The sequence below is a fragment of the Propionivibrio sp. genome (assembly GCF_049316945.1).
Lineage (GTDB): Bacteria > Pseudomonadota > Gammaproteobacteria > Burkholderiales > Rhodocyclaceae > Propionivibrio.
Window position 1 is genome coordinate 37,558 of sequence record NZ_JBMOJE010000011.1, and the last position, 20,427, is coordinate 57,984.

Below are 20,427 nucleotides of genomic sequence, written 5' to 3' on the forward strand. Positions count from 1 at the left end.
TCTAGGCTGAATCCGCTGTGGCTCGAGATTTACAAGCCGGTAAGGGTCAACGCCAAAGGTGTCGTCAAGGCGGCCAGGCCGGTTGACAACACCAGGCTGCTGGCAACCGGTCCTTCAAGCACCTTGAATTGCCGCGACATGATGAAGACGTTGGCTCCCACGGCAATCGACGAGAGCAATACCACCACCCGTGTTTCCATCAGCGGCAATCCGAGCAACCTGGCCAGCGACCACACCACGATCGGCTGTATGAGCAGTTTGACTGTGCAGATGGCGACGCTGATCTTCCAGCCCTTGAGCACACCGTGTTCAGCCAGCCCCATGCCGAGCGCGATCAACGCCATTGGCGCCGCCGCCTGCCCGACCATACTGAGCGGCACATCAATGGCCACTGGCAACGGCCACCCGGTCAAACCGAACAGCGCTCCGGAGAGAATCCCGGCGACAATCGGGTTGGTCAGCACCCCGCGTAGCGTCTTGGCAAAACCCTTGGCTGAAAAACTTCCGTGTCGTGCCCACTCGACGGAAACGGTGACCAGCGTCCACAGAATCAGCGCGTTGAACACCAGCACCAGCGCCACCGACGGAACCGCCGCATCGCCAAGCGCCACCTTGGCCAGCGGCAATCCGAGCAGGACATTATTGGAGAACACACCTCCGAGCGCGAATACCGACTGCGAGACGCCGTCGAGGGCAAATACTTTCCAGGCGATCAGCCGACCGATGACAAAAACAATCAGACAACCGCCAAAGAAGGCGATCAGCAGGCGCGCATCGACGGGAGGCAACTTGGAGAGGTCGCTCATCAGACGAAACAACATCGCCGGTAGCGCAACCGAGAAGACGAATTGAGTAAGGTTCTCGGACATCGACTTCGGCCAGCCGGAAAAGCGCATCAGCGCGTAACCGACAAAAACCAGCACAAAGAGCGGTGCGGCAAGCGCCACGTGGTGCAGAAAGGTATCCACTAAAATCGCACGCTCCTGAATGAATCAGTCGAGACAAGCCTCGCCGAACCGGTGCGGAAGTCTAAAGGATTTGATGAGGCATGTGCTGACCGTGGAATCGCGCGACAATACGCGCCGCACCATCAACCAACTTTCAACCTGGAAAAAGCAGTTGACCACAGCGAACACAGCGGAAAAACAATGACTTGCAATGTTTTCATGAATCACCCTTTGGGTGAGCCATGAAATCCTGAAATGCTGAGGATTTTCGCTGTGCCCGCCGTGTCGCCGTGGTTTGAACTGCGGTTTTTAGGTTCAACAAGACTAACAACCAAGACACAGCGCCATGTCAGCAACGCCTCATTCCGTATTAGCGGAGCAAGAATTCAAGCTGATCCACGCTGATCACGCGCTGCTTGTCGTCAACAAGCAAAGTGCACTGCTTTCTGTGCCCGGACGCGGTGAAGACAAGCAGGATTGCCTGATCAGGCGGGTTCAGGCCGAATACCCGGATGCGCTGATCGTGCATCGCCTGGATTTTGACACCTCGGGACTACTCGTTCTGGCGCGCGGCAAGGCCATGCATCGCAGCCTGAGCATCCTGTTTCAGGATAGGCTGGTGGATAAGCGCTACATTGCCGTAGTCGATGGCGAACTCGCGCAGACCTCGGGCGAAGTGTGTTTGCCGCTCATCGTCGATTGGCCAAACCGTCCGCGCCACAAGGTCGACTTCCAGACCGGCAAACCCTCGCTCACCCGCTACCGTGTGCTGAGCTACAACGCCATCGAACACTGCTCACGCCTGGAACTCACCCCCGAAACCGGTCGTACGCACCAGCTTCGCCTTCACATGCTGGCGCTCGGCCACCCGATCCTCGGCGACTCGCTCTACGCTGATCCCGTGAGCAAGGAAAAGGCAGATCGGCTCCTGCTGCATGCGGAATATCTGGCCTTTGTACATCCAGAAAGCGGTGAGCAGTTAAGCTTTACCTGTGCCCCCACCTTCTGACCAAGCATCAGACCACCTGCATCACTCCTCAGATCATCATGAAAATTTCCAATCATCCACTCTGGCTGGTCGGCTTCCGCCCATTTTTTGCACTGGTCTGCTTATCCGGTCTGAGCCTGCCCATTCTGTGGGTACTGATCTTTTCAGGAACCATGGTGGCACCGACCACCTCGTTATCGCCCAATCAGTGGCACGCCCACGAGATGTTCTTCGGTTTTGGCTGGCCGGGAGCACTGATCCGAAGCGTCGGACCGCCTCCGACGGTCATGAGGGAGCATGCCCTGCAAGGCTCATGAATAGGCGATCTACAAACCATTAGCTCCAAGAGTGGCGTATCTATTGGCACTGCGACATGATGCACTGTAGAACGCCTATTGGCGAGGCTTCCAGCGATGCACCTGCACTCGCTATGCTCAGCTTTTCAAGAGAGAATTTAACACCGAAGGCGGATGTGCTGGCTCAGGGCAAGGAAATTCATCATAGGGCCTGTCCGCTGATCACAGACTCGATTTTCAGCAAATGGCTACGCTGGACGGTCATCGCCGACAACAGGTTGCGCAGCAGCCACCCATTGGCCACCACCAGTGCCAGCCCGGCCGGATAGACAAACCACGTCGGCCAGAACACGGCCAGCAACATCAGAACGTACGCGGCAAAGTGCGCCAGCATCTGGCGATCCATTTCCCGCTCGGCAATGATCTTTTTCATGTTGGGCGCCATCACCCGCCTTTTCCCTTGGTACTGCCCCTGATTCTGCAGGTGAAGCCAGACCAGAAAAGGGACAATCTTGTAGAGCATGCCCACCATGACCGACATGAAACCGCCAAAAAGCAGGAGCACGCCGCACAGCAACGGCCAACCCTGCCACTCGCCAAGCAGCGGAAAAACCCTTGCCGCCAGCCACACGGCACAGGCGGCCAGAGCGCTCAGCATGGCGACCCGCCAGCCATGCTGGGAAGCATCGAAACGGGCGCGTTTGCTGCGCCGCTGAACATTCAGCGTGACGCCGGCAAAGAGGGCTGAAACAGCCACCAGCGCAGTGCCAAGCAAGGTCGAGGCGAGATCCCACTCGCTCAATTCGGCAATGGTCCACAGTAACGCCACGGCCAGCGCAAACATTGAAAACCGGCGGCATAACCAGTCAGGATAAGCGGGTGTTATCTGAAACATGGGAACCACCACAAAGGCGACCGAGGCCAGCAAAACCGTCCCCCAGGCCGTAAATCCCCAGCCCAAATGAATATCCACCAAGCGCAAAAGTGGCAGATTGAGCGACCAGCCAAGCGACACGGCCAGCAGCACGCCGAGACCAGCGGTGACACTCAAGCCCACAAGAGCAAGTTTCAGCCCGCCAATGGTCGGACTCGAAGGCGGAATACCCTGCAGTGCATGCGCTGCTGATCCGACAAAAAATGCCACGCCCACGGCAAAGAACAGTGCAGCAAGCTTGAACAGGAGTGGCGAAAAACTCAGGAAAGCGAATGCCAGGAACAGTGCGCCCAAACTTATCGAGGCATGAACGATACTCACCACCCGCATCGGCCTGACCATATTGGCGCCGGCGACGACAGGCATGATCTGCACCAGCGCACCGAGCATGACCTGCAGCATGAATCCGGCGGTAATCAGATGGGTCATCGCCAGCACCGCGGGGGTCCAGCGCGAGGCCAACGAATCCGGCCCACTCCACAGCACCAGCAAGCCGGCGAGGATGGCGAATACAGGCGCCGTCAGGAAGAAACGAAACGGCGCGCCGAGCGGTGGCGACTGATCATAAGAAAGAAGCGCTTGCACCTTCGCTCAGGCTCCGCCGTAACAGTTGCACGAAAACACTGGTGAAAAACCGGTTACCGCGGCTTGTGCCAAATCAGGACCTCAACCGACCCATCCGGCTGACGCTCGGTCTGCCATATAAAACCGTTAAGTTCCAGTGCCCGATAAAGCGGAACGGGCTCGCGTCCAACCAGCAGCAGAAGCTTCTGGCCCGGCTCGATCGTGTCAAGCGCCTCAATGGTCTGCACGAAAGGCTCCGGTGGCTCCATGCTGCGGCCATCGATCACCCGGTCAGCCTTCGCGTGAGTCATGGCATCGGCTCCGTTGCATTAATTCCCCTCTCCAGTTGCGGCACCAGTGTTTCAAGCTGAGCGGCCAGATGCTGGTCGCACATCGGATAGAGTATGTTTTCTTCCTTCATGTTGTGCTGCTGCATCATGATCAGCAGCGTTTCGGCATATCCCGAATAGTCGTCGGCATCCCTTGCCGCCATGGCGTCTCCAGCCGCTGCCATCAGTTCCTTCATCTGCGCATGCTCGCCACGCATGACCTGTGTTGGCCCCATGGACATCCCGGTGCGCGCTTCAAAGGCGGGAAACAGGATCGATTCCTCGACGGCAAAATGCCGCCGCATGGCGTCCCGCAATTGGTCAAATTGTGTTGTGGCATTACCCCACTCTCCACTGGCGACCGACTGCTCGACGGCAACAAAACAGTCGTCGCACTGCCGATGGTCATCGGTCATCAAATCCCGGATACTTTCCATGTAATCACTCACAAAGTCATGGCGGAAAATTCTCCGGCAACAACGAACCTCATGTATTGATGAAGATCAAAACGGAAAAAAAGAAGGCTTTTCGCCCCGGGAAACGCAAATCGCCGCCTCTGCAGCACAGCCTTTCTTGATTCCATTGTTCTTCCGGCGCTTTTCCGGCTATATTGAAAACACGGTCATAACAATGAAAAGGAGTCTTCATGTTCAAGCACATTCTCATTCCTACTGATGGTTCGCAACTATCCCAGGACACGTCCCGTCGCGCGGCTTCCTTCGCCAAGGAAACTGGCGCGCGCGTCACCGCTTTTTATGCCAAGCCTGAATATCCGGTGACCTACTACGGCGAAGGTGCACTCATTGACTCAACGACACCGGAACAATTTGCCGAACTTGCCGAACAGCAGGCGCAGCAGATTCTCGGATTTGTCGAAGGGCTCTGCCTGGAAGCGGGTGTGAACTGCACCAAACTGGCACTGACCAGCGACATTCCCTACGAAGCCATCATCGAGGCCGCAAGCCAGAGTGACTGTGACCTGATTTTCATGGCTTCGCACGGTCGGCGGGGATTCAGCGGCCTGTTGCTGGGCAGCGAGACCAACAAGGTTCTCACCCACTCGAAAATTCCGGTGCTGGTCTACCGTTGAGTTTCCGACATTACAATTGCCGGAGCCTGGGCTCGCCTTAGCAGGCGGGGATCGTCGAACAATGAGCTGATTTCGACCCGGTAAATATCCGGGTTGTCCGGCACGACATAGAGGACAGGCGTCATCAACTCCTCGAATATTCCGCGCAGACTGCGGGCGCCGGTTTTGTATTCAATGGCGATTTCGGAAATCTGCTCGAACACTTTCGGGCTGATACTCAGTTCGACGCCTTCAGCCTTGAATATTTCGATGAACTGCTTGTAGATCGAGTTTTTCGGCACGCTCATGATTCTGACCAGCATGTCTTTGCTCAGATTCTGGAAGTTGGCGATGATCGGCAAGCGACCGGTAAATTCGGGAATCAACCCGTACTCGAAAAGGTCGGTCGGTTTTACCCGCTTGTTGAGCCGCTCCAGAATGTTCTTGTTGTCTTCACCGGACGTCGAGATGAACCCGAAGCCATGGGTCTTGGACATGATGTTCTCCAGCCCGACAAACGCCCCCCCGCAGATGAACAGGATGTTGGTCGTATCAATGTACTGATTGCTCTTCAGCTTGACCGGCGAGCCTTCCATGATCTTCAGCAAGGCGTGTTGCACGCTCTCGCCGGAAATCACCCGCGCTTCGGCTTTTGTCGCCTTCAGCTTGTCGATCTCATCGATGAAGACGATGCCAAGTTGCGCCTGTTCGACAAGCCCATCGGCTTTGTCGACGAGGCGTTGCAAGACCGCCTCGATCTCTTCATTGACGTACTTGGTCTGCGCCAGGGAAGTCGCATCGGCTGTCACGAAGGGAACCCCCAGCATTCTTGACAGGGTGTCGCAAAGCAGGGTTTTCCCGGTTCCGGACGAACCGATCAGCAGAACATTGCTCTTGGCAATGGCTCCGCTGTCTGGACGAAAGGTAGAAATCTTCTTGTAGTGCGAATAAACAGCAACCGCCAGCACCTTCTTGGCCTCCTCCTGACCAATCACGTACTGGTCAAGATAGGCAACGATCGAACTGGGTGTGGTTTCTTTGGCTAGCAAGGTCTTCCCCTTCATCGACAAAAACGCGAATAACAACGCAAACGCCCTATGTTATTCCGAATCAAGGCGCGATAGCGGATGCACCCTGCGCCGATGATGCGCTATGCTTCGTTTCCTTAAACCTAGAAAAAACAGTTGGCCACAGCGAACACATCGGAAAAACAATGACTTGCAATGTTTTCATGAATCACCCTTTGGGTGAGCCATGAAATTTCGCTGTGTCCGCCGTGTCGCCGTGGTTTGAACTGCGGCTTGGGTTAAATGTAATCTCAAGTGATTTGCCGGGGGGCGGGATAATGTTCGAATGGTGGCATTGGGTAGTACTCGGATTCTGCCTGGCGATGGCCGAACTGGTGGTTCCTGCTTTTTTCATCATCTGGTTCGGAATCAGCGCCATCGGCGTCGGAATCATCCTGCTGATCGCCCCGGGTCTGGCTGTCGCAACGCAAATACTGCTGTGGGCAGGACTCTCGGCCGTACTCGTTGGCGTCTGGTTTCGCCACCTGCGGCCGCGCACGGTAACAACGGTGGGCACTTCGGCCGCTTCGGTGGCGGGCGAAGTCGGTGTCCTGACAACCGACATCAACCCGGAAATACGTGGCAAGGTCCGCTTTCAAAAACCGGTGCTGGGTTCCGATGTATGGGAATGTTACGCAGATACAAAAATCAAGGCCGGCGAGCGTGTCCGCATCGTCGTCGTCGAAGGAAATTTCGTTAAAGTGGAGAAAGAAAAATGACCGGCATGATCGTCACCTCACTCGTATTCCTGGCCTTCGTCATTGTTACGACGGCCAAAGGCGTGCGCATCATTCCCCAGGGAGAAGAATGGATCGTGCAGCGTCTGGGCAAGTACCACGTGACCTTGATGCCTGGTCTGCGCTTCATCATTCCTTATTTTGACACCGTCGCCTACAAAGTCACGACCAAGGACATCATCCTCGATGTGCAGGAGCAGGAGGTCATCACCCGCGACAACGCGGTCATCGTGGTCAACGCCATTGCCTTCATCAAGGTCACCGACCCGGTAAAGGCCGTCTATGGCGTTCAGGACTACTCTGAAGCCATTCGCAACATGATCATGACCACCTTGCGCTCGATTGTCGGCGAGATGGAACTTGACCAGGCGCTTTCGCAACGCGACATGATCAAGGCGCGCCTGAAAGCGGGCGTCGCCGACGAGGCGCTGGATTGGGGGCTCACCGTCAAATCGGTCGAAATCCAGGACATCAAGCCCTCGCAATCCATGCAGCGCGCTATGGAACTGCAGGCCGCCGCCGAACGGGAACGGAAAGCCATGGTGACGCGCGCCGAGGGTGAGAAGCAGTCGATGATCCTGAGCGCTGAAGCGCGCCTGGAATCGGCCAAGCGCGACGCCGAAGCGCAGATCATGCTGGCCGATGCGTCCTCGCAGGCGATTACCAAGGTAACTGGCGCCTTTGGCGAAAACGAATTGCCGATGCTTTATCTGCTTGGCGAGAAGTACATCACCAGCATCACCAAGCTGGCCGAATCGCAAAACGCCAAGCTCGTGCTGCTGCCAGCCGATCTGCAAAGCACCCTACGCGGTCTGTTCCAGAAGCTGCCAAAACCCTGATATCTTTGAAAATAGTCAAAACCCATGGCCCGAGGCCAGGCTACGCGCCCGCAGAGACACAGAGGCGCAGAGAAAAAGCGGAGGAATCCTTGTTCTCAAAGGTTTTCTCTGTGTAACCTCTGCGCCTCTGTGCCTCTGCGGTGAGATTTCAGGCACTTCATTACATGCTCTGAAACAAAAACACAGCGCACTCCAGGAACCAAGCCCTTGCCGGATAACAAACACCTGCTTCGCGGCTATCTCGCCGCCGCGGCCACGCTGGTCATGTGGTCCGGGTTCTCGCTTGTCTCGCGGCTTGGCGGCAAGAGCATTCTTACACCTTACGACATCTTTGCCCTGCGCCTGATTACCGCGTCCCTTGTTATTCTCCCTTTTGCCGGGAGCCTGCCGGCAGGAATCTGGCGTGATGGCCGTCTGTGGTTGCTGGCGATACTTGGCAATCTGCTCTACTGCCTGCTCGTCTATCAGGGTTTCAAGTACGCTCCCGCCGCGCATGGCGCCATCCTGCTCGCCGGCCTGCAGCCTTTCCTGATCAGCGCGATAGTCTGGCTGATTGCCGGCACGCGTCCGGGCCCGATGCGCAGCGTAGGACTCGTATTGATTGCCACCGGAATCGTCTGCGCCGCCATGCCCTACTTCACCCATTGGTCCGCCGATTCGGTTATTGGCGATCTGCTGATTCTCCTTTCTTCAATCTCCTGGGCTTTCTACAGCGTATTTGCCGCACGCTGGGGTTATGCAGCATGGACGCTGACACGCGCCGTAGCACTCGGCTCGGCCGTGCTTTACCTGCCGGTTTACGTGCTCTGGCTACCCAAGGAACTGGCGGCGGCACCACTGTCGATGATTGTCATTCAGAGCATCTTCCAGGGCGTCATCGCCACTATTCTGGCCATGCTGACCTACCTGAAGGCTATCTCCATCCTCGGCACGGAGCGCGCTGCCGCCTTTCTGGCGCTGGTACCCATCGTGACCGGCATTATTGCCGTTCCACTTCTGGATGAAGCGCTGACGGCCTGGCTACTGAGTGGCCTGTTTTTTGTGTCGCTGGGTTCCTACATCGCCTCACGCTACGGAGCCACTCCGATCAGGAATTGATCCATGCATAACCGCCTGGTCGCTCAAGTGCACCAGGTCAGCATCAGCAGATAGCCGCTCACCCCCAGAATGACGGTACCCAGCACGTGCAGGATCGGCCGCCAATAGCCGATCTTGTAGTGCTGCCGCCCGGGAGCGCGTGCCATGCGGGTCTCTTCAACCCAGTGGGTTACTTCGCCCAGCGTGAAAACGCAAGCAATGGCAAACACGAAGGAACCGCTGATAATGGTGGCCAGTTGACCTTCGCCGGTACGGCATGAAAAGCCCATCTGAAGCAGTCCGCGCGTCAGCGGATCAAACCCCGTTGCCATGCGGATACCGGCAACGGCAAGCAGAACCAGCAGCAGAATCACAGCAAAGTAAATCCAGAACTCGCGGGTTCTGATGACCTGACCCAGTGTGATGATCTGAACTTTTAATTCCCTGAAGAAACCTGAAAACATGGTGCACAAACTCCAATAGAACAATGAACCCATTTAAACATAGAACCTCATCCGCCAGAACGACGGTAGCCGGTAATGAATGTCACTTTGCTCAACCCCGACGATCAGGGCTGCTTCTCCAGCTTTGGCGCCCATCCGCGTTTCGAGATCGCGCTCACCGATCCGTGAAGCCATCCTTTACCTGCCGGAACTCGATGACGAAGAAGCAACCCGCGAAGGCTGCGACTGGATCCGCAATTTCGAGCAGATCGACAGCGACCGCCGTCGTATCTACCGCTGCATCGAGAGCCTGCTCAAACTTTGTGATTCGGGTGAATATGAGCCTTACCGCAATTCGCTTGCCAGCCTCTACGGCACAACCGCACTAGTCAAGGCTGAAGCACTGATGCGGCGGGAAGTGCGTTTCTTCGGCATCGAAGCACCTGGCAATGCGCTGAGTGGATGCGAGATACACCTTCGAAACAGGTGAAAACGTCTGGCGATCACGCCAATCAGGCCAATCAGGCTAAAATGACCAGGCGCACCAATTTTTGTTTTGGGATCCGGATGAAGACCCTAGTCATCGAAGACAGTAAAACCAGTCTCAAGCTTCTTTGCGACTATGTCAGGAAAATAGGCATTTCGCCCATTCCGGCTGAAACAGGCGCCGCAGGCGTTGACCTTTTTCTGAAAGAACGCCCGGACCTGATACTGCTCGACATCATCATGCCGGACCTCGACGGCTACGAAGTGGCCCGACAGATTCGCCAGCTGGAAGCGCCGGGTGACTGGACGCCGATTATCTTCCTAAGCTCATTGAACAAGGACGAGGACATCGAGACAGGTATTGCCGCTGGGGGCGACGATTTTCTGCACAAGCCGATCAGCGAAATAGTCCTCTCCGCCAAGATTCGCGCCATGCAGCGCATCATCCAGATGCGCCAGTCCCTGCTCATCCTGACGCGCAAGCTCGACGCCGCCAATCTGGAACTGAAGCGGGTGAACTCGCTCGATGGTCTCACCGGCATTGCCAATCGCCGTCACTTTGACGAAGTGCTGTCGCGTGAATGGCGACGCGCCATGCGCCAGGGCGACGAATTGTCGATACTCATGTGCGACATTGATTTCTTCAAACTGTACAACGATACCTACGGCCACCAGAGCGGCGACGAGTGTTTGCGGAAGGTCGCGCAAACCCTGGCCAGCACCATGGATCGGGGCGGTGACCTGCTGGCGCGCTACGGTGGCGAGGAATTTGTCGCCGTTCTGCCCGGAACCACGCTGAACGGCGCCACGTTCGTTGCCGAACAGATGCGCCAGGCCATTAGCCAGTTGAACATTTCCCACCCGGGAACGCCATTGGCGCATGTCACGGCAAGTTTTGGCGTCGCTTCAGCCGTGGCGATGCCGGAAACCGATCCACAGGACATCGTTGGCGCCGCAGATCTTGCACTCTACAAGGCAAAGCACGGCGGACGAAATCGTGTTTGCCAAACGACATCCCTTGACCCGCAAGACATCTGAACTGACAAATCATGCCCCTTCACCCAAAAGTCCTTATTGTCGACGACAACGAAGTGATGCGAACGCTGCTGCGCGGCATCCTGCGCAACGAGGTCTATCAGATCATTGGCGAAGCCAGAAACGGCACCCTCGCCCTCCAGTTCATCGAACGCTCAAAGCCGGACATCGTCATCATGGACGTCATGATGCCGGAGATGGACGGCCTGGAAGCGCTGCAGAACATCAAGGAAAAAAATCCGGAAATCGTCGTCGTGATGATCACCGGCAATCCAAGCGTTGATATCGTTCAGGAATCAATTCATGGCGGCGCCAGCGGCTTCATCATCAAGCCCTTCAATTCCGCCAAGGTGCTGGACACGCTTGATCGAGCCTGGCAGACACGAAAAATACCGGTTCCGCCTATGGACTCGACTGCGCCGAAACTCGAACAGCGCGACGACTGAACCTAGAAAAAGCAGTTCGTCCACGAAAAACACCAAAAGCACGAAAAGAATCAAGGAGAGAATAAGCTGAAGATCGCCACCCAAAAGGTGAATGGAGAAAATACATCAAGCTCTTGATTTTGTTCGTGCCTTTCGTGATTTTCGTGGATAGATTGAGGTTTTAAGGCTGAATTTTCGTTCAGAAAACGTTCTTCCATTCGCGCAGCACGGCAAACACCTGAAGTGCATCGTGCGCCCGCGCCATTCGGCCCTGGGCTGAAGCGACAATTTCAGGCTCGCTGCAGCGCAAAAACGGATTCGTCGCCTTCTCCAGCGCCATTGAAAACGGTACCGTCGCCCGGCCCTTGGCGCGCGCCAGCGCCACTTCAGCCACGCGCCGCTGCAAGTGGCGGTTGCCGGGTTCGACGGCCAGCGCAAAACGCAAATTGGCCTCGGTGTACTCGTGGGCACAATAAACGGCTGTTTGATCGGGCAATGCCGCCAGTCGTGTCAACGAACCGTGCATTTGCGCCGGCGTCCCCTCAAACAACCGCCCACAGCCGGCACCAAACAGCGTGTCGCCACAGAACAAACACCCGGAACCATAGTAAGCAAGGTGCCCAAGCGTATGCCCGGGAACAGCCAGAACCTGAAATTCGGCGTCAAGCGCGGCCAGGCAGATCGTTTCTCCGCCGTGCAAAGGCTGAGTAATGCCTGTGATAGACTCAGTCGCCGGACCGTAAACCTCGGCCGGGAAATGGGCCAGCAAACTCGCCACGCCACCCTGATGATCGGCATGGTGATGCGTTACAAGAATGGCAGCCAAGGACAAACCTTCCCGCTCAAGCACCTCGAGCACGGGGCGGGCATCGCCGGGATCGACCACAACCGCTGCCGCACCCTTGTGCAACAGCCAGATATAGTTATCCTTGAACGCTGGAATTCTGATGACGTCAAACATGGCCTGATTGTGGAAGAACTGCAGAAAATGTCAATTCCCGGAATCGATGACTGGCTCCATACGCCGCAAGGGCGCTACGTCATGGCATGGGAGCAGGCCAGGGTCGATGCGGTTGTAACCGACCTGTTCGGCTACAACGCGCTCCAGCTCGGCCTGCCGCAATGCAATCTGCTCGCGCACAACCGCATACCGCTGCGCCAGGTTGCCGGCGAGTCGGGGCCGGTCGATGTCCTCTGCGATTTGCGCGAATTGCCCTTCGCAGCAAACAGCATCGATCTTGTCGTAATGCCGCACATCCTTGAGTTCCACGACAATCCGCACCAGATACTGCGCGAGGTCGAGCGTGTGCTGATTCCGGAAGGGCAACTGGTGATCACCGGCTTCAACCCGCTTTCGCTCTGGGGTTTGCGCCAACGCCTGCCCAAGTGCGCCGAGGGCTTCCCGATGAATGGCGACTACATCTCGGTTCTGCGCCTGAAGGACTGGCTGCAACTGCTCAGCTTCGAGGTCGAGCGTGGCAATTTTGGCTGCTATGCACCACCCTGCGAACAGCAGCGCTGGCTCAAACGCTGGCATTTCATTGAAGCGGTGGGCGACCGCTGGTGGAGTTTTGCCGGCGGCGTCTATCTCCTGCGCGCAGTCAAGCGGGTAAGTGGCATGCGCCTGATCCTGCCGCCCTGGAAACTGAAACAGCTTTCCGCCAAGGCACTCACTGCAATTACTCAAAAGGAACAACGTGGTCAATGATGCAATCATCAATATCTATGCCGACGGTGGCTGCCGCGGCAACCCCGGCCCCGGTGGCTGGGGCGTTCTGCTGCAGACAGGCGACATCGAGAAGGAACTGTGGGGCGGCGAAGCCGACACCACCAACAACCGGATGGAACTGACCGCCGTCATCCGTGCACTCGAAGCCCTCAAGCGCCCCTCCGTAGCTCACGTACACACCGACTCGCAATATGTCCAGAAAGGCATCAGCGAGTGGATTCACAACTGGAAACGCAATGGCTGGCGAACTTCCGACAAGAAGCCGGTAAAGAACGTCGACCTCTGGCAAATACTCGACGGACTCGCCAAACAACATGAAATCAAGTGGAAATGGGTCAAGGGACACGCCGGGCATCCCGGCAACGAATGTGCTGACCGGCTGGCCAATCGCGGCATCGACGAATTGCTCAAGAAAACCGGTTAAACCTGGAAACCGCAATTATCCTGAAAACCGCAGTTCAAACCACGGCGACACGGCGGACACAGCGAAAAGCTGCTGCGAAGCAAATACTCTTGGGGGGCTCAGCATTTCAGGATTTCATGGCTCACCCAAAGGGTAATTCATGAAAACATTGCAAGTCATTGTTTTTCCGCTGTGTTCGCTGTGGTCAACTGCTTTTTCCAGGATTAACCACGAAGTTCACCAGGAACAGCTTCACCCCCTTGCCCGGACACCCCACTATGCGCCACATATTCCTCGATACTGAAACCACCGGCCTGGAGCACAAACTCGGGCACCGCATCATCGAAATCGGCTGTGTTGAAATGCGTAGCCGACGCCTGACCAAACGGCACTTTCACCGCTACCTCAATCCGGATCGCGACATCGATGCCGGCGCCCTGGCGGTACACGGCATCAGCCTCGAATTCCTGCAGGACAAGGCTCACTTCGCCGATATCGCCGCCGAATTTCTCGATTTTGTGCGCGGCGCTGAATTGATTATCCACAACGCCCCTTTCGATATCGGTTTTCTGAACGCCGAACTCGCCCTGCTCGACATGGCACCGATAGACACCGTCTGTCATCACGTGCACGACACCTTGCGCATGGCCAAGGATCTGCATCCCGGCAAGAAAAACAATCTCAACGCACTTTGCGAGCGCTACGGCGTCAATAATTCGCACCGCACCCTGCACGGCGCCTTGCTCGACGCCGAGATTCTGGCCGAGGTTTATGTAGCGATGACCCGGGGTCAGGAAAGCCTGATCATGGACCTCGGCAACAACAATTCTGGACAGCCCGAAACCGCTGAACAGGCACTGAACGGTGGCCAGCGCAGGGCACAGTGCATCGTCCGCGCCAGCGATGAAGAACTCGCTCAACACGATCAGGCACTCGCGGCGATCCAGAAGGAAAGCAAGGGAAAATGCCTCTGGCTTTCGGGTGAGACAGTCAGCTGATTCGATGAAAGCAACATGGTTTTCAAGGCACAATGTTGCTGGGCCTTTCCGAATGAGTTGGCGAGAGAGCAAAGGAATGCTTACAAGATGGAGTTGCACCATGGATAGCAAGGATAACCGCGCCGCCGCCGCACTTTCGGCAACTTCAGGGCTGGCGCTACGCCAGCGGGCGGAATCGATCTTCCGGGAAAAATCCGCCCCGTCTCCAGACAGTTTTGACGCCTTGTCACCCGAAGCGAGCCGCCAAATGCTGCACGAACTGAGCGTGCATCAGATCGAACTGGAAATGCAGAACGAGGAACTGCGCCGGGCGCATGAAGAACTGCGCCGGGCGCATGAAGAACTGGACGCTTCGCGAGCATGCTATGTCGACCTCTATGACCTGGCCCCGGTGGGCTATTGCACGGTCAGCGAAAACGGGCTGATCCTCCAGGCCAACCTCAACGCCGCCACCTTGCTGGGGGTGAACCGTGGCCAACTTGTCAAGCGACCGATCTTCCAGTTCATCTTCAGTGAAGACCAGGATATCTACTACCTGCACAACAAACAGCTCATTGCGACCGGCGAACCGCAATCGTGCGAGTTACGGATGGCCAAGCAGGACGGCACGCCATTCTGGGCCCATCTGGAAGCCATTTCAGCGCGGGACGATGATGGGGCGCCAGTGCTGCGCATCGTACTGAACGACATCACGGTGCGTAAGCAGGCCGAAGAACAATTGCGTGAAATGGCCTTGCTACTCGAAGAAAAGGTGAACGATCGGACAAAGCAGCTACGCGCAGTATCAGCCCAACTGTCGATGCTCGAAGAACGTGAGCGGCGCCTGCTGGCGCTGGAACTGCATGACAACCTCTGCCAGTTGTTGGCCGCCATCAAGATCAAACTGAACTCGCTTGGCGCTGACTCGCCCCGGCCTTCAGTCAATCAGATCGTGAGACTGGTGGATGAGGCCGACCTGTCGGCGCGGATGATTACCCTGCAGTTGAGCCCACCGATCCTGCACACTTTCGGTCTCATGCCGGCGCTGGAATGGCTGGCCGAGGAGGATGAACGCAGGTACGGCCTGGTCGTGCAGTTCGACAACAAAATATCCTGCATGAAGCCGATCAACTATGAAACAAGGGCATTGCTGTACCGCTCAGTGCGTGAACTCCTGTTCAATATTGTCAAACATGCCCAAGTCAGCGATGCCGGACTTTCCTGCCTGTGCCATAATCAGAAACTGGTACTAATTGTGAGCGATAACGGCTGCGGCTTCGATGCAGCCAATTTCCCAGGCATTTTGTCTGGGCAACAAAGTTTTGGCCTGAGTTCCATATACCAGCGCATCACCAATATCGGGGGTGAAATGGATATCGAAAGCAGGCCTGGCAACGGGACGACGGTCACTCTGACCGTACCATGCCGCATAGCTGAAGAGGAGAGCCGCATTGATCCGGATTATTCTTGTCGATGACCATACGGTAGTACGCGAAGCGTTGCGCGTGGTGCTTGAGCAGGACAACACCATGCAAGTTGTCGCCGAAGCCGGTGATGGCGAGACGGCCTTGCGCCTGGTGGATGAATTTTCGCCCGACATAGTGGTCATGGATGTCAGCCTGCCGGGCTTATCAGGCATCGAGACCACGAAGTGCTTGCTCGCCAGTCACCCGGACATCAAAGTATTGGCCTTGTCCACTTACCTTAATCGCGGCGTCATCAAGCAGATGCTGGATGCTGGAGCCAACGGCTACATCACCAAGTCAGCGGCCGGGGCCGAGTTGAAACAGGGCATACTCAGCGTGGTTGAGGGGCACAGCTATCTCTGCCCTGAAGTCACGGCGCTGGTGACCGACAGTCTGCGTGGGCGGCGGTCTCAGTCCGGCGACCCCGACGAGAACCCTCTGTCGCGGCGCGAACTTCAGGTGGCCACCCTGCTTGCTGAAGGCATGAGCGCGCCTGAAATCGCCGCAGAATTGTACATTTCGCCAAGCACGGTCGATGTTCACCGCCGCAACCTCATGCGAAAGCTCAAGTTGCACAAGGCGGTTGATCTTGCAAAATACGCCATTCGCAATGGCCTCGTCGTACCCTGATGTTTCCATGCCGGTGATCGCTCGCCAGTTGTCCTCCTGAAAACAACTGCAAGACATTAATCGGAATACCTTTCCTGAGGCATTCCGATTTTTTCTGTTCTGTGCTCCACGCCGGCAACAGAGAACAAACTCCCCATTTTACGTAGTCCATAAAACCCGATTACCGGTATCGAAAATACGGCAACCGAGGTATTACCCACGCCTCTGCGGCGGGATATATTTCTTCTTGATAGCGTAATTCGATGTCAGAGGCTGTGAAAAAATACCTGAACACCCACCGCAGAGGCGCAGAGTCGCAAAGGTTTCGCAGAGAAAACCTTTAAAAACAATGGGGTTACTCTGCGTTTTCTCTGCGCCTTTGCGGCTCTGCGGTGGATTCTTGATATTTTCACAGGCTCTCAGTCGTTGGGGCTTGGCCGGTTCAAGCCAGGCCAGTTCTCGAGCCACGATTCGAAGCGGTTTCCACTAACCCTTTACCACGAAGTCTTACATCAATCAGGAAATGAAAATGACAACCCTAAACCTGTCTGAGAACAAGCCCGAAGAACACGCTGCAGCGCCGCATGTGCGCAGATCAGAGCGACTTGGTTCATGGCCAGGCGACGCGAATTACGAACAAAAGATCGCTGAGGCGGCGTATTTCAACGCCGAACGGCGCGGGTTCATGCCCGGAGGCGAGTTGTCCGACTGGCTCGTCGCCGAAGCTGAAGTGGCAGCCGAAATGGAAGCATTTCTGCGCAGTGAAAATTAGATCTTCCGGCCAGCAAGCCATCGCCATGCCGAACAAGATCGGGCAGACATCGGTGAAAGCCACCTCGGAACGGACGAAAGAATCAGCAATTGACGCCATTCACCCGGCCGACGGAGCATCAGGCTCGGGACATGAGTTGCGCCAGCGTGCAGAAGCCATCTTCCGGGAAAAAGCCACCCCGCTGTCAGAGAGTAATGAATCCCTGTCACCCGAACACATCCGGCTGACCCTGCACGAACTACGCGTGCATCAGATCGAACTGGAGATGCAGAACGAGGAACTGCACCGGGTCCAGAAAGAACTGGAAGCTTCGCAGGCTCGCTATTTCGACCTCTATGACCTGGCGCCGGTGGGCTATTGCACCGTCAACGAAAGCGGGCTGATTCTGCAAGCCAACCTCACCGCCGCCACCCTGCTGGGTTTGACACAGGACGAGTTGGTCAATCAACCGTTCACCGGATTCATCTTCAATGAAGACCAGGACATCTACTACCTGCTGAGCAATCAGCTCGTTGCAACCGGCGAACCGCAGTCGCGCGAATTGCGGATGGCGAAACCGTATGCCTCGCCTTTCTGGGCGCAACTGGAAGCCATTGCCGCACAGGACAAAGATGGAGCAGCGGTGCTACGCATCGTATTGAGCGACATCAGCGGGCGCAAGCAAGCCGAAGAGCAACTCCACATGGCCGCCAGCGTCTTCACCCATGCCCGCGAGGGCATCATGATCACCACCGCTGACGGCATGATCGTTGACGTCAATGACGCTTTCAGCCGCATCACCGGCTACAGCCGTGACGAAGTTCTCGGCCAGAACCCGCGCCTGCTCAGTTCAGGCCGCCACGACAAGGAATTCTATGGCGCCTTGTGGCGCGGTCTGATCGAGAAGGGCCACTGGTACGGTGAAATCTGGAACCGGCGCAAAAGCGGCGAAGTGTATCCCGAGATGAAAACCATCAGCGCCGTGTACGACGCCCAAGGCAATACCAAGCAATATGTGGCGTTGTTCTCCGACATTACCGAGCTCAAGGCGCATGAAAGGCAGCTCGAACATCTCGCCCACTATGACGCGCTGACCATGCTGCCCAACCGCGTGCTGCTGGCCGACCGGATGCATCAGGCCATGGCTCAGTCCCTGCGACGCAAACAGCCGCTGGCCGTGGCCTATCTCGACCTTGATGGCTTCAAGGCCATCAATGACCAGCACGGGCATGACGCCGGCGACCAGTTGCTGATCACCGTGGCTAACCGCATGAAGGAAAGCCTGCGCGAAGGCGACACGCTTACCCGCATGGGTGGGGACGAGTTCGTTGCCGTGCTGCTCGATCTGGCGGATATCGAATCCAGTGTAACGACACTCAGCCGCCTGCTTGCCGCCGCCGCCCAGCCAGTGCATGTCGGGGACCTGGTGCTCCAGGTTTCGGCCAGTCTCGGCGTCACCTTCTACCCGCAGGGGGAAGAAGTCGAGGCGGATCTGCTGCTGCGCCAGGCTGATCAGGCCATGTACCAGGCCAAGCTGGCTGGCAAGAACCGTTACCACGTCTTCAACCCCGAGCAAGACAGCGGCCTTCGCGGCCAGGAGAGCGTGGAGCGCATCCGCCGCGCCCTCGTTGCACGTGAATTCGTTCTCTATTACCAGCCCATGGTGAATATGCGCACTGGAACGGTGGTCGGAGCCGAAGCGCTGATCCGCTGGCAACATCCGGAAAGCGGTCTCCTGCCGCCGTCAGTGTTCCTGCCGGTAATCGAGGATCACCCGCTAGCCGTCGAAATCGGAGAATGGGTGATCGATACCGCGCTCACCCAGATGGCACTCTGGCAGGCCAACGGACTGGACATTCCGATCAGCGTCAATATCGGCACCCGCCAACTGCAACAGACGGCCTTCGTCGAGCAACTGCGTGAAACCCTGGCGGCGCATCCGGGAATAATGCCCGGCCGGCTCGAACTGGAGATGCTGGAAACCAGCTCGCTGGAAGACCTGGCCGGAGCATCCCGGGTCATCGAGGCCTGCCGAGAGTTCGGAGTTATGTTTGCCCTGGATGATTTCGGCACCGGCTATTCCTCACTGACCTACCTCAAACGCCTGCCGGTTACCCTGCTCAAGATCGACCAGAGCTTCGTGCGCGACATGCTTGGCGACCCGGACGACCTGGCCATTCTGGAGGGTCTGCTGGGTCTCGCCACGGCCTTCCGCCGCCAGGTCATCGTTGAAGGAGTGGAAACCGGAGAGCAGGGAGAAATGCTGCTGCATCTTGGTTGCGAGCTGGCCCAAGGCTACGGCATCGCCCGTCCCATGCCGGCCGCTGATCTTCCCGGCTGGGCTAGCAACTGGCGCCCTGATCCGTCCTGGATCAATCGGCCTTTGGTCAGCCGCGACGATTAAGCGCTGCATATTGCCCGCCTGAGCAGCGCCCATCGCGCCGAGAATCTGCGCTCCTGTAACAACAAAAAATAGAATGGCCTGCAGCGCCTATGAATAGGCGTTCTACAAGTCATGCTTCTGGAGAGGCGCGTATTTAGTCGCTCTCCGGCGTGCATCGTTGTAGAACGCCAATTTCAGGGCATTCCAGCGATTGTGCTTGGAATTTACAACGCCAATTACAAGAAAATCCAATTAGAAAAACGGATCTTTGTCATTCAGGATAGCCGCATTTCCCCTGGCAATCTACGTGTTTACCAGTAGCTGGAATACATATTTTTTAGTATGTCCAGCATCTGTAAGCATTGATACACTTCTATGAAAGTAGGGTAATTGGGTACATGGAATTAATTAATTGAGGAAATTGAGCCTTGCCGAGGTTTATTGATGTTCTCGGCGACATCAACGCCGAAGTAATGGCCTGATCAGTAAACAACCGTCCAGTTCGACAATGCCATCAGCACTTCCATAGCCCCTTCAAGCTCCCGGGCAGCAAGATCATGGGTGCATTGCCTGAACTGAACATCACTTTGGTGACCCATGAAATTCAAACGTTCAACCGATCTCGAATGGGCCAGCCAACAACGCTACTCAACGCCTGGGCCACGGACTGCATACCGCGTGCTACGGTGTTTTGCCTATTGGCGCAAGCCGGTGCTGATCGTGACCGACAGCCCCGGCGCGGCCCGCCAGGGGGCCACCCTCAACATGGGTACCGAGCAGAACAAGGTTCAATTCGAAGCCCGAAGCCGATCTGGTTGTCGCCCGCGATAACGGATTGGTACTCAGTTCCAAACTGCTGCGCCTGGCCAGTGA

The 20,427-nt window shown here is 56.6% G+C and carries 24 protein-coding genes; 17 read left to right on the forward strand and 7 right to left on the reverse strand.

Going from position 1 to position 20,427, the window contains the following annotated elements:
• Positions 1 to 29: 29 nt before the first annotated feature.
• Positions 30 to 968 carry an AEC family transporter gene (locus ACOYNV_RS04400; protein WP_422898527.1) on the reverse strand — a complete coding sequence of 313 codons (939 nt, stop codon included), beginning with the start codon at positions 966 to 968 and terminating at the stop codon, positions 30 to 32.
• A gap of 325 nt (positions 969 to 1,293) precedes the next feature.
• Here ACOYNV_RS04400 and ACOYNV_RS04405 point away from each other — a divergent pair, with 325 nt between their 5' ends.
• Positions 1,294 to 1,956: an RluA family pseudouridine synthase gene (locus ACOYNV_RS04405; protein ID WP_422898528.1), complete on the forward strand. Its 663-nt coding sequence runs from the start codon at positions 1,294 to 1,296 to the stop codon at positions 1,954 to 1,956.
• 38 nt (positions 1,957 to 1,994) lie between these two features.
• Positions 1,995 to 2,252 (forward strand): NnrS family protein, encoded by a 258-nt coding sequence (locus tag ACOYNV_RS04410; protein ID WP_422898529.1) that lies wholly within the window; start codon positions 1,995 to 1,997, stop codon positions 2,250 to 2,252.
• Positions 2,253 to 2,433: 181 nt separating this feature from the next.
• On the opposite strand, the gene ACOYNV_RS04415 is transcribed toward ACOYNV_RS04410, so the two are convergent.
• From ACOYNV_RS04415 to ACOYNV_RS04425, 3 genes are read right to left on the reverse strand one after another with little or no spacing between them, the layout of a single operon-like run.
• Positions 2,434 to 3,750, reverse strand: coding sequence for a hypothetical protein (locus ACOYNV_RS04415; protein ID WP_422898530.1), 1,317 nt, complete (start codon positions 3,748 to 3,750; stop codon positions 2,434 to 2,436).
• 53 nt (positions 3,751 to 3,803) lie between these two features.
• A complete protein-coding gene (locus ACOYNV_RS04420; RefSeq protein ID WP_422898531.1) occupies positions 3,804 to 4,040 on the reverse strand; it encodes a DUF2249 domain-containing protein in 237 nt (78 codons plus the stop codon).
• Positions 4,037 to 4,495: a hemerythrin domain-containing protein gene (locus ACOYNV_RS04425; RefSeq protein WP_422898532.1), complete on the reverse strand. Its 459-nt coding sequence runs from the start codon at positions 4,493 to 4,495 to the stop codon at positions 4,037 to 4,039. The genes ACOYNV_RS04420 and ACOYNV_RS04425 overlap by 4 nt, the downstream gene beginning before the upstream one ends.
• 209 nt (positions 4,496 to 4,704) lie before the next feature.
• Here ACOYNV_RS04425 and ACOYNV_RS04430 point away from each other — a divergent pair, with 209 nt between their 5' ends.
• Positions 4,705 to 5,148 carry a universal stress protein gene (locus tag ACOYNV_RS04430; protein ID WP_422898533.1) on the forward strand — a complete coding sequence of 148 codons (444 nt, stop codon included), beginning with the start codon at positions 4,705 to 4,707 and terminating at the stop codon, positions 5,146 to 5,148.
• On the opposite strand, the gene clpX is transcribed toward ACOYNV_RS04430, so the two are convergent.
• Positions 5,139 to 6,176, reverse strand: a complete 1,038-nt coding sequence (gene clpX, locus ACOYNV_RS04435) for an ATP-dependent Clp protease ATP-binding subunit ClpX (protein WP_422898534.1) — start codon at positions 6,174 to 6,176, stop codon at positions 5,139 to 5,141. The genes ACOYNV_RS04430 and clpX overlap by 10 nt on opposite strands.
• Before the next feature lie 296 nt (positions 6,177 to 6,472).
• Here clpX and ACOYNV_RS04440 point away from each other — a divergent pair, with 296 nt between their 5' ends.
• The 3 genes from ACOYNV_RS04440 to ACOYNV_RS04450 all read left to right on the forward strand — a co-directional run bounded on the left by ACOYNV_RS04440 (position 6,473) and on the right by ACOYNV_RS04450 (position 8,868).
• The gene (locus ACOYNV_RS04440; protein WP_422898535.1) at positions 6,473 to 6,913 is read left to right on the forward strand and encodes an NfeD family protein; all 441 of its coding nucleotides are present in this window, start codon (positions 6,473 to 6,475) and stop codon (positions 6,911 to 6,913) included.
• A complete protein-coding gene (locus tag ACOYNV_RS04445; protein ID WP_422898536.1) occupies positions 6,910 to 7,770 on the forward strand; it encodes an SPFH domain-containing protein in 861 nt (286 codons plus the stop codon). Before ACOYNV_RS04440 ends, ACOYNV_RS04445 begins: the two co-directional genes overlap by 4 nt.
• Before the next feature lie 207 nt (positions 7,771 to 7,977).
• Positions 7,978 to 8,868 carry a DMT family transporter gene (locus ACOYNV_RS04450; RefSeq protein WP_422898537.1) on the forward strand — a complete coding sequence of 297 codons (891 nt, stop codon included), beginning with the start codon at positions 7,978 to 7,980 and terminating at the stop codon, positions 8,866 to 8,868.
• 23 nt (positions 8,869 to 8,891) lie between these two features.
• Here the strand turns inward: ACOYNV_RS04450 and ACOYNV_RS04455 are convergent, their stop codons facing one another.
• Positions 8,892 to 9,311 (reverse strand): hypothetical protein, encoded by a 420-nt coding sequence (locus ACOYNV_RS04455; RefSeq protein ID WP_422898538.1) that lies wholly within the window; start codon positions 9,309 to 9,311, stop codon positions 8,892 to 8,894.
• Positions 9,312 to 9,390: 79 nt separating this feature from the next.
• Between ACOYNV_RS04455 and ACOYNV_RS04460 the strand changes: the two genes are divergently transcribed.
• The 3 genes from ACOYNV_RS04460 (at position 9,391) to ACOYNV_RS04470 (ending at position 11,257) form a co-directional block, all read left to right on the forward strand.
• Complete coding sequence (locus tag ACOYNV_RS04460; RefSeq protein ID WP_422898539.1) at positions 9,391 to 9,780, forward strand: hypothetical protein; 390 nt, start codon at positions 9,391 to 9,393, stop codon at positions 9,778 to 9,780.
• Positions 9,781 to 9,857: 77 nt separating this feature from the next.
• Positions 9,858 to 10,814: a diguanylate cyclase gene (locus ACOYNV_RS04465; RefSeq protein WP_422898540.1), complete on the forward strand. Its 957-nt coding sequence runs from the start codon at positions 9,858 to 9,860 to the stop codon at positions 10,812 to 10,814.
• An 11-nt stretch (positions 10,815 to 10,825) separates the two neighbouring features.
• Entirely contained in the window at positions 10,826 to 11,257 is a 432-nt protein-coding gene (locus ACOYNV_RS04470; protein WP_422898541.1) for a response regulator, read from the forward strand.
• A 178-nt stretch (positions 11,258 to 11,435) separates the two neighbouring features.
• Here the strand turns inward: ACOYNV_RS04470 and gloB are convergent, their stop codons facing one another.
• Complete coding sequence (gloB, locus tag ACOYNV_RS04475) at positions 11,436 to 12,197, reverse strand: hydroxyacylglutathione hydrolase (protein WP_422898542.1); 762 nt, start codon at positions 12,195 to 12,197, stop codon at positions 11,436 to 11,438.
• A gap of 27 nt (positions 12,198 to 12,224) precedes the next feature.
• On the opposite strand from gloB, the gene ACOYNV_RS04480 reads away from it, so the two are divergent.
• From ACOYNV_RS04480 to ACOYNV_RS04515, 8 genes are all read left to right on the forward strand, one after another.
• Positions 12,225 to 12,944, forward strand: a complete 720-nt coding sequence (locus tag ACOYNV_RS04480; RefSeq protein WP_422898543.1) for a class I SAM-dependent methyltransferase — start codon at positions 12,225 to 12,227, stop codon at positions 12,942 to 12,944.
• Positions 12,934 to 13,389 carry a ribonuclease HI gene (rnhA, locus tag ACOYNV_RS04485; RefSeq protein ID WP_422898544.1) on the forward strand — a complete coding sequence of 152 codons (456 nt, stop codon included), beginning with the start codon at positions 12,934 to 12,936 and terminating at the stop codon, positions 13,387 to 13,389. Before ACOYNV_RS04480 ends, rnhA begins: the two co-directional genes overlap by 11 nt.
• Positions 13,390 to 13,646: 257 nt before the next feature.
• Positions 13,647 to 14,366, forward strand: coding sequence for a DNA polymerase III subunit epsilon (dnaQ, locus tag ACOYNV_RS04490; RefSeq protein WP_422898545.1), 720 nt, complete (start codon positions 13,647 to 13,649; stop codon positions 14,364 to 14,366).
• A gap of 100 nt (positions 14,367 to 14,466) precedes the next feature.
• Entirely contained in the window at positions 14,467 to 15,822 is a 1,356-nt protein-coding gene (locus tag ACOYNV_RS04495; protein ID WP_422898546.1) for a PAS domain-containing sensor histidine kinase, read from the forward strand.
• On the forward strand, positions 15,797 to 16,441 hold the full coding sequence (locus ACOYNV_RS04500) for a response regulator (protein ID WP_422898547.1): 645 nt from the start codon (positions 15,797 to 15,799) through the stop codon (positions 16,439 to 16,441). Before ACOYNV_RS04495 ends, ACOYNV_RS04500 begins: the two co-directional genes overlap by 26 nt.
• Positions 16,442 to 16,949: 508 nt before the next feature.
• Entirely contained in the window at positions 16,950 to 17,192 is a 243-nt protein-coding gene (locus ACOYNV_RS04505; RefSeq protein ID WP_422898548.1) for a DUF2934 domain-containing protein, read from the forward strand.
• Entirely contained in the window at positions 17,182 to 19,575 is a 2,394-nt protein-coding gene (locus tag ACOYNV_RS04510; RefSeq protein ID WP_422898549.1) for a putative bifunctional diguanylate cyclase/phosphodiesterase, read from the forward strand. The genes ACOYNV_RS04505 and ACOYNV_RS04510 overlap by 11 nt, the downstream gene beginning before the upstream one ends.
• A gap of 576 nt (positions 19,576 to 20,151) precedes the next feature.
• Entirely contained in the window at positions 20,152 to 20,385 is a 234-nt protein-coding gene (locus ACOYNV_RS04515) for a hypothetical protein (protein WP_422898550.1), read from the forward strand.
• The last annotated feature ends 42 nt before the right edge of the window (positions 20,386 to 20,427 follow it).

Coding starts and splice junctions, on each gene's coding strand:
- ACOYNV_RS04425 (WP_422898532.1), bottom strand. CDS start 4,495: ATGGAAAGTATCCGGGATTTGATGACCGATGACCATCGGCAGTGCGAC.
- ACOYNV_RS04465 (WP_422898540.1), top strand. CDS start 9,858: ATGAAGACCCTAGTCATCGAAGACAGTAAAACCAGTCTCAAGCTTCTT.
- gloB (WP_422898542.1), bottom strand. CDS start 12,197: ATGTTTGACGTCATCAGAATTCCAGCGTTCAAGGATAACTATATCTGG.
- ACOYNV_RS04420 (WP_422898531.1), bottom strand. CDS start 4,040: ATGACTCACGCGAAGGCTGACCGGGTGATCGATGGCCGCAGCATGGAG.
- ACOYNV_RS04495 (WP_422898546.1), top strand. CDS start 14,467: ATGGATAGCAAGGATAACCGCGCCGCCGCCGCACTTTCGGCAACTTCA.
- ACOYNV_RS04515 (WP_422898550.1), top strand. CDS start 20,152: ATGAAATTCAAACGTTCAACCGATCTCGAATGGGCCAGCCAACAACGC.
- ACOYNV_RS04470 (WP_422898541.1), top strand. CDS start 10,826: ATGCCCCTTCACCCAAAAGTCCTTATTGTCGACGACAACGAAGTGATG.
- ACOYNV_RS04445 (WP_422898536.1), top strand. CDS start 6,910: ATGACCGGCATGATCGTCACCTCACTCGTATTCCTGGCCTTCGTCATT.
- ACOYNV_RS04480 (WP_422898543.1), top strand. CDS start 12,225: ATGTCAATTCCCGGAATCGATGACTGGCTCCATACGCCGCAAGGGCGC.
- ACOYNV_RS04430 (WP_422898533.1), top strand. CDS start 4,705: ATGTTCAAGCACATTCTCATTCCTACTGATGGTTCGCAACTATCCCAG.
- dnaQ (WP_422898545.1), top strand. CDS start 13,647: ATGCGCCACATATTCCTCGATACTGAAACCACCGGCCTGGAGCACAAA.
- ACOYNV_RS04410 (WP_422898529.1), top strand. CDS start 1,995: ATGAAAATTTCCAATCATCCACTCTGGCTGGTCGGCTTCCGCCCATTT.
- ACOYNV_RS04440 (WP_422898535.1), top strand. CDS start 6,473: ATGTTCGAATGGTGGCATTGGGTAGTACTCGGATTCTGCCTGGCGATG.
- ACOYNV_RS04505 (WP_422898548.1), top strand. CDS start 16,950: ATGACAACCCTAAACCTGTCTGAGAACAAGCCCGAAGAACACGCTGCA.
- ACOYNV_RS04405 (WP_422898528.1), top strand. CDS start 1,294: ATGTCAGCAACGCCTCATTCCGTATTAGCGGAGCAAGAATTCAAGCTG.
- ACOYNV_RS04455 (WP_422898538.1), bottom strand. CDS start 9,311: ATGTTTTCAGGTTTCTTCAGGGAATTAAAAGTTCAGATCATCACACTG.
- ACOYNV_RS04460 (WP_422898539.1), top strand. CDS start 9,391: ATGTCACTTTGCTCAACCCCGACGATCAGGGCTGCTTCTCCAGCTTTG.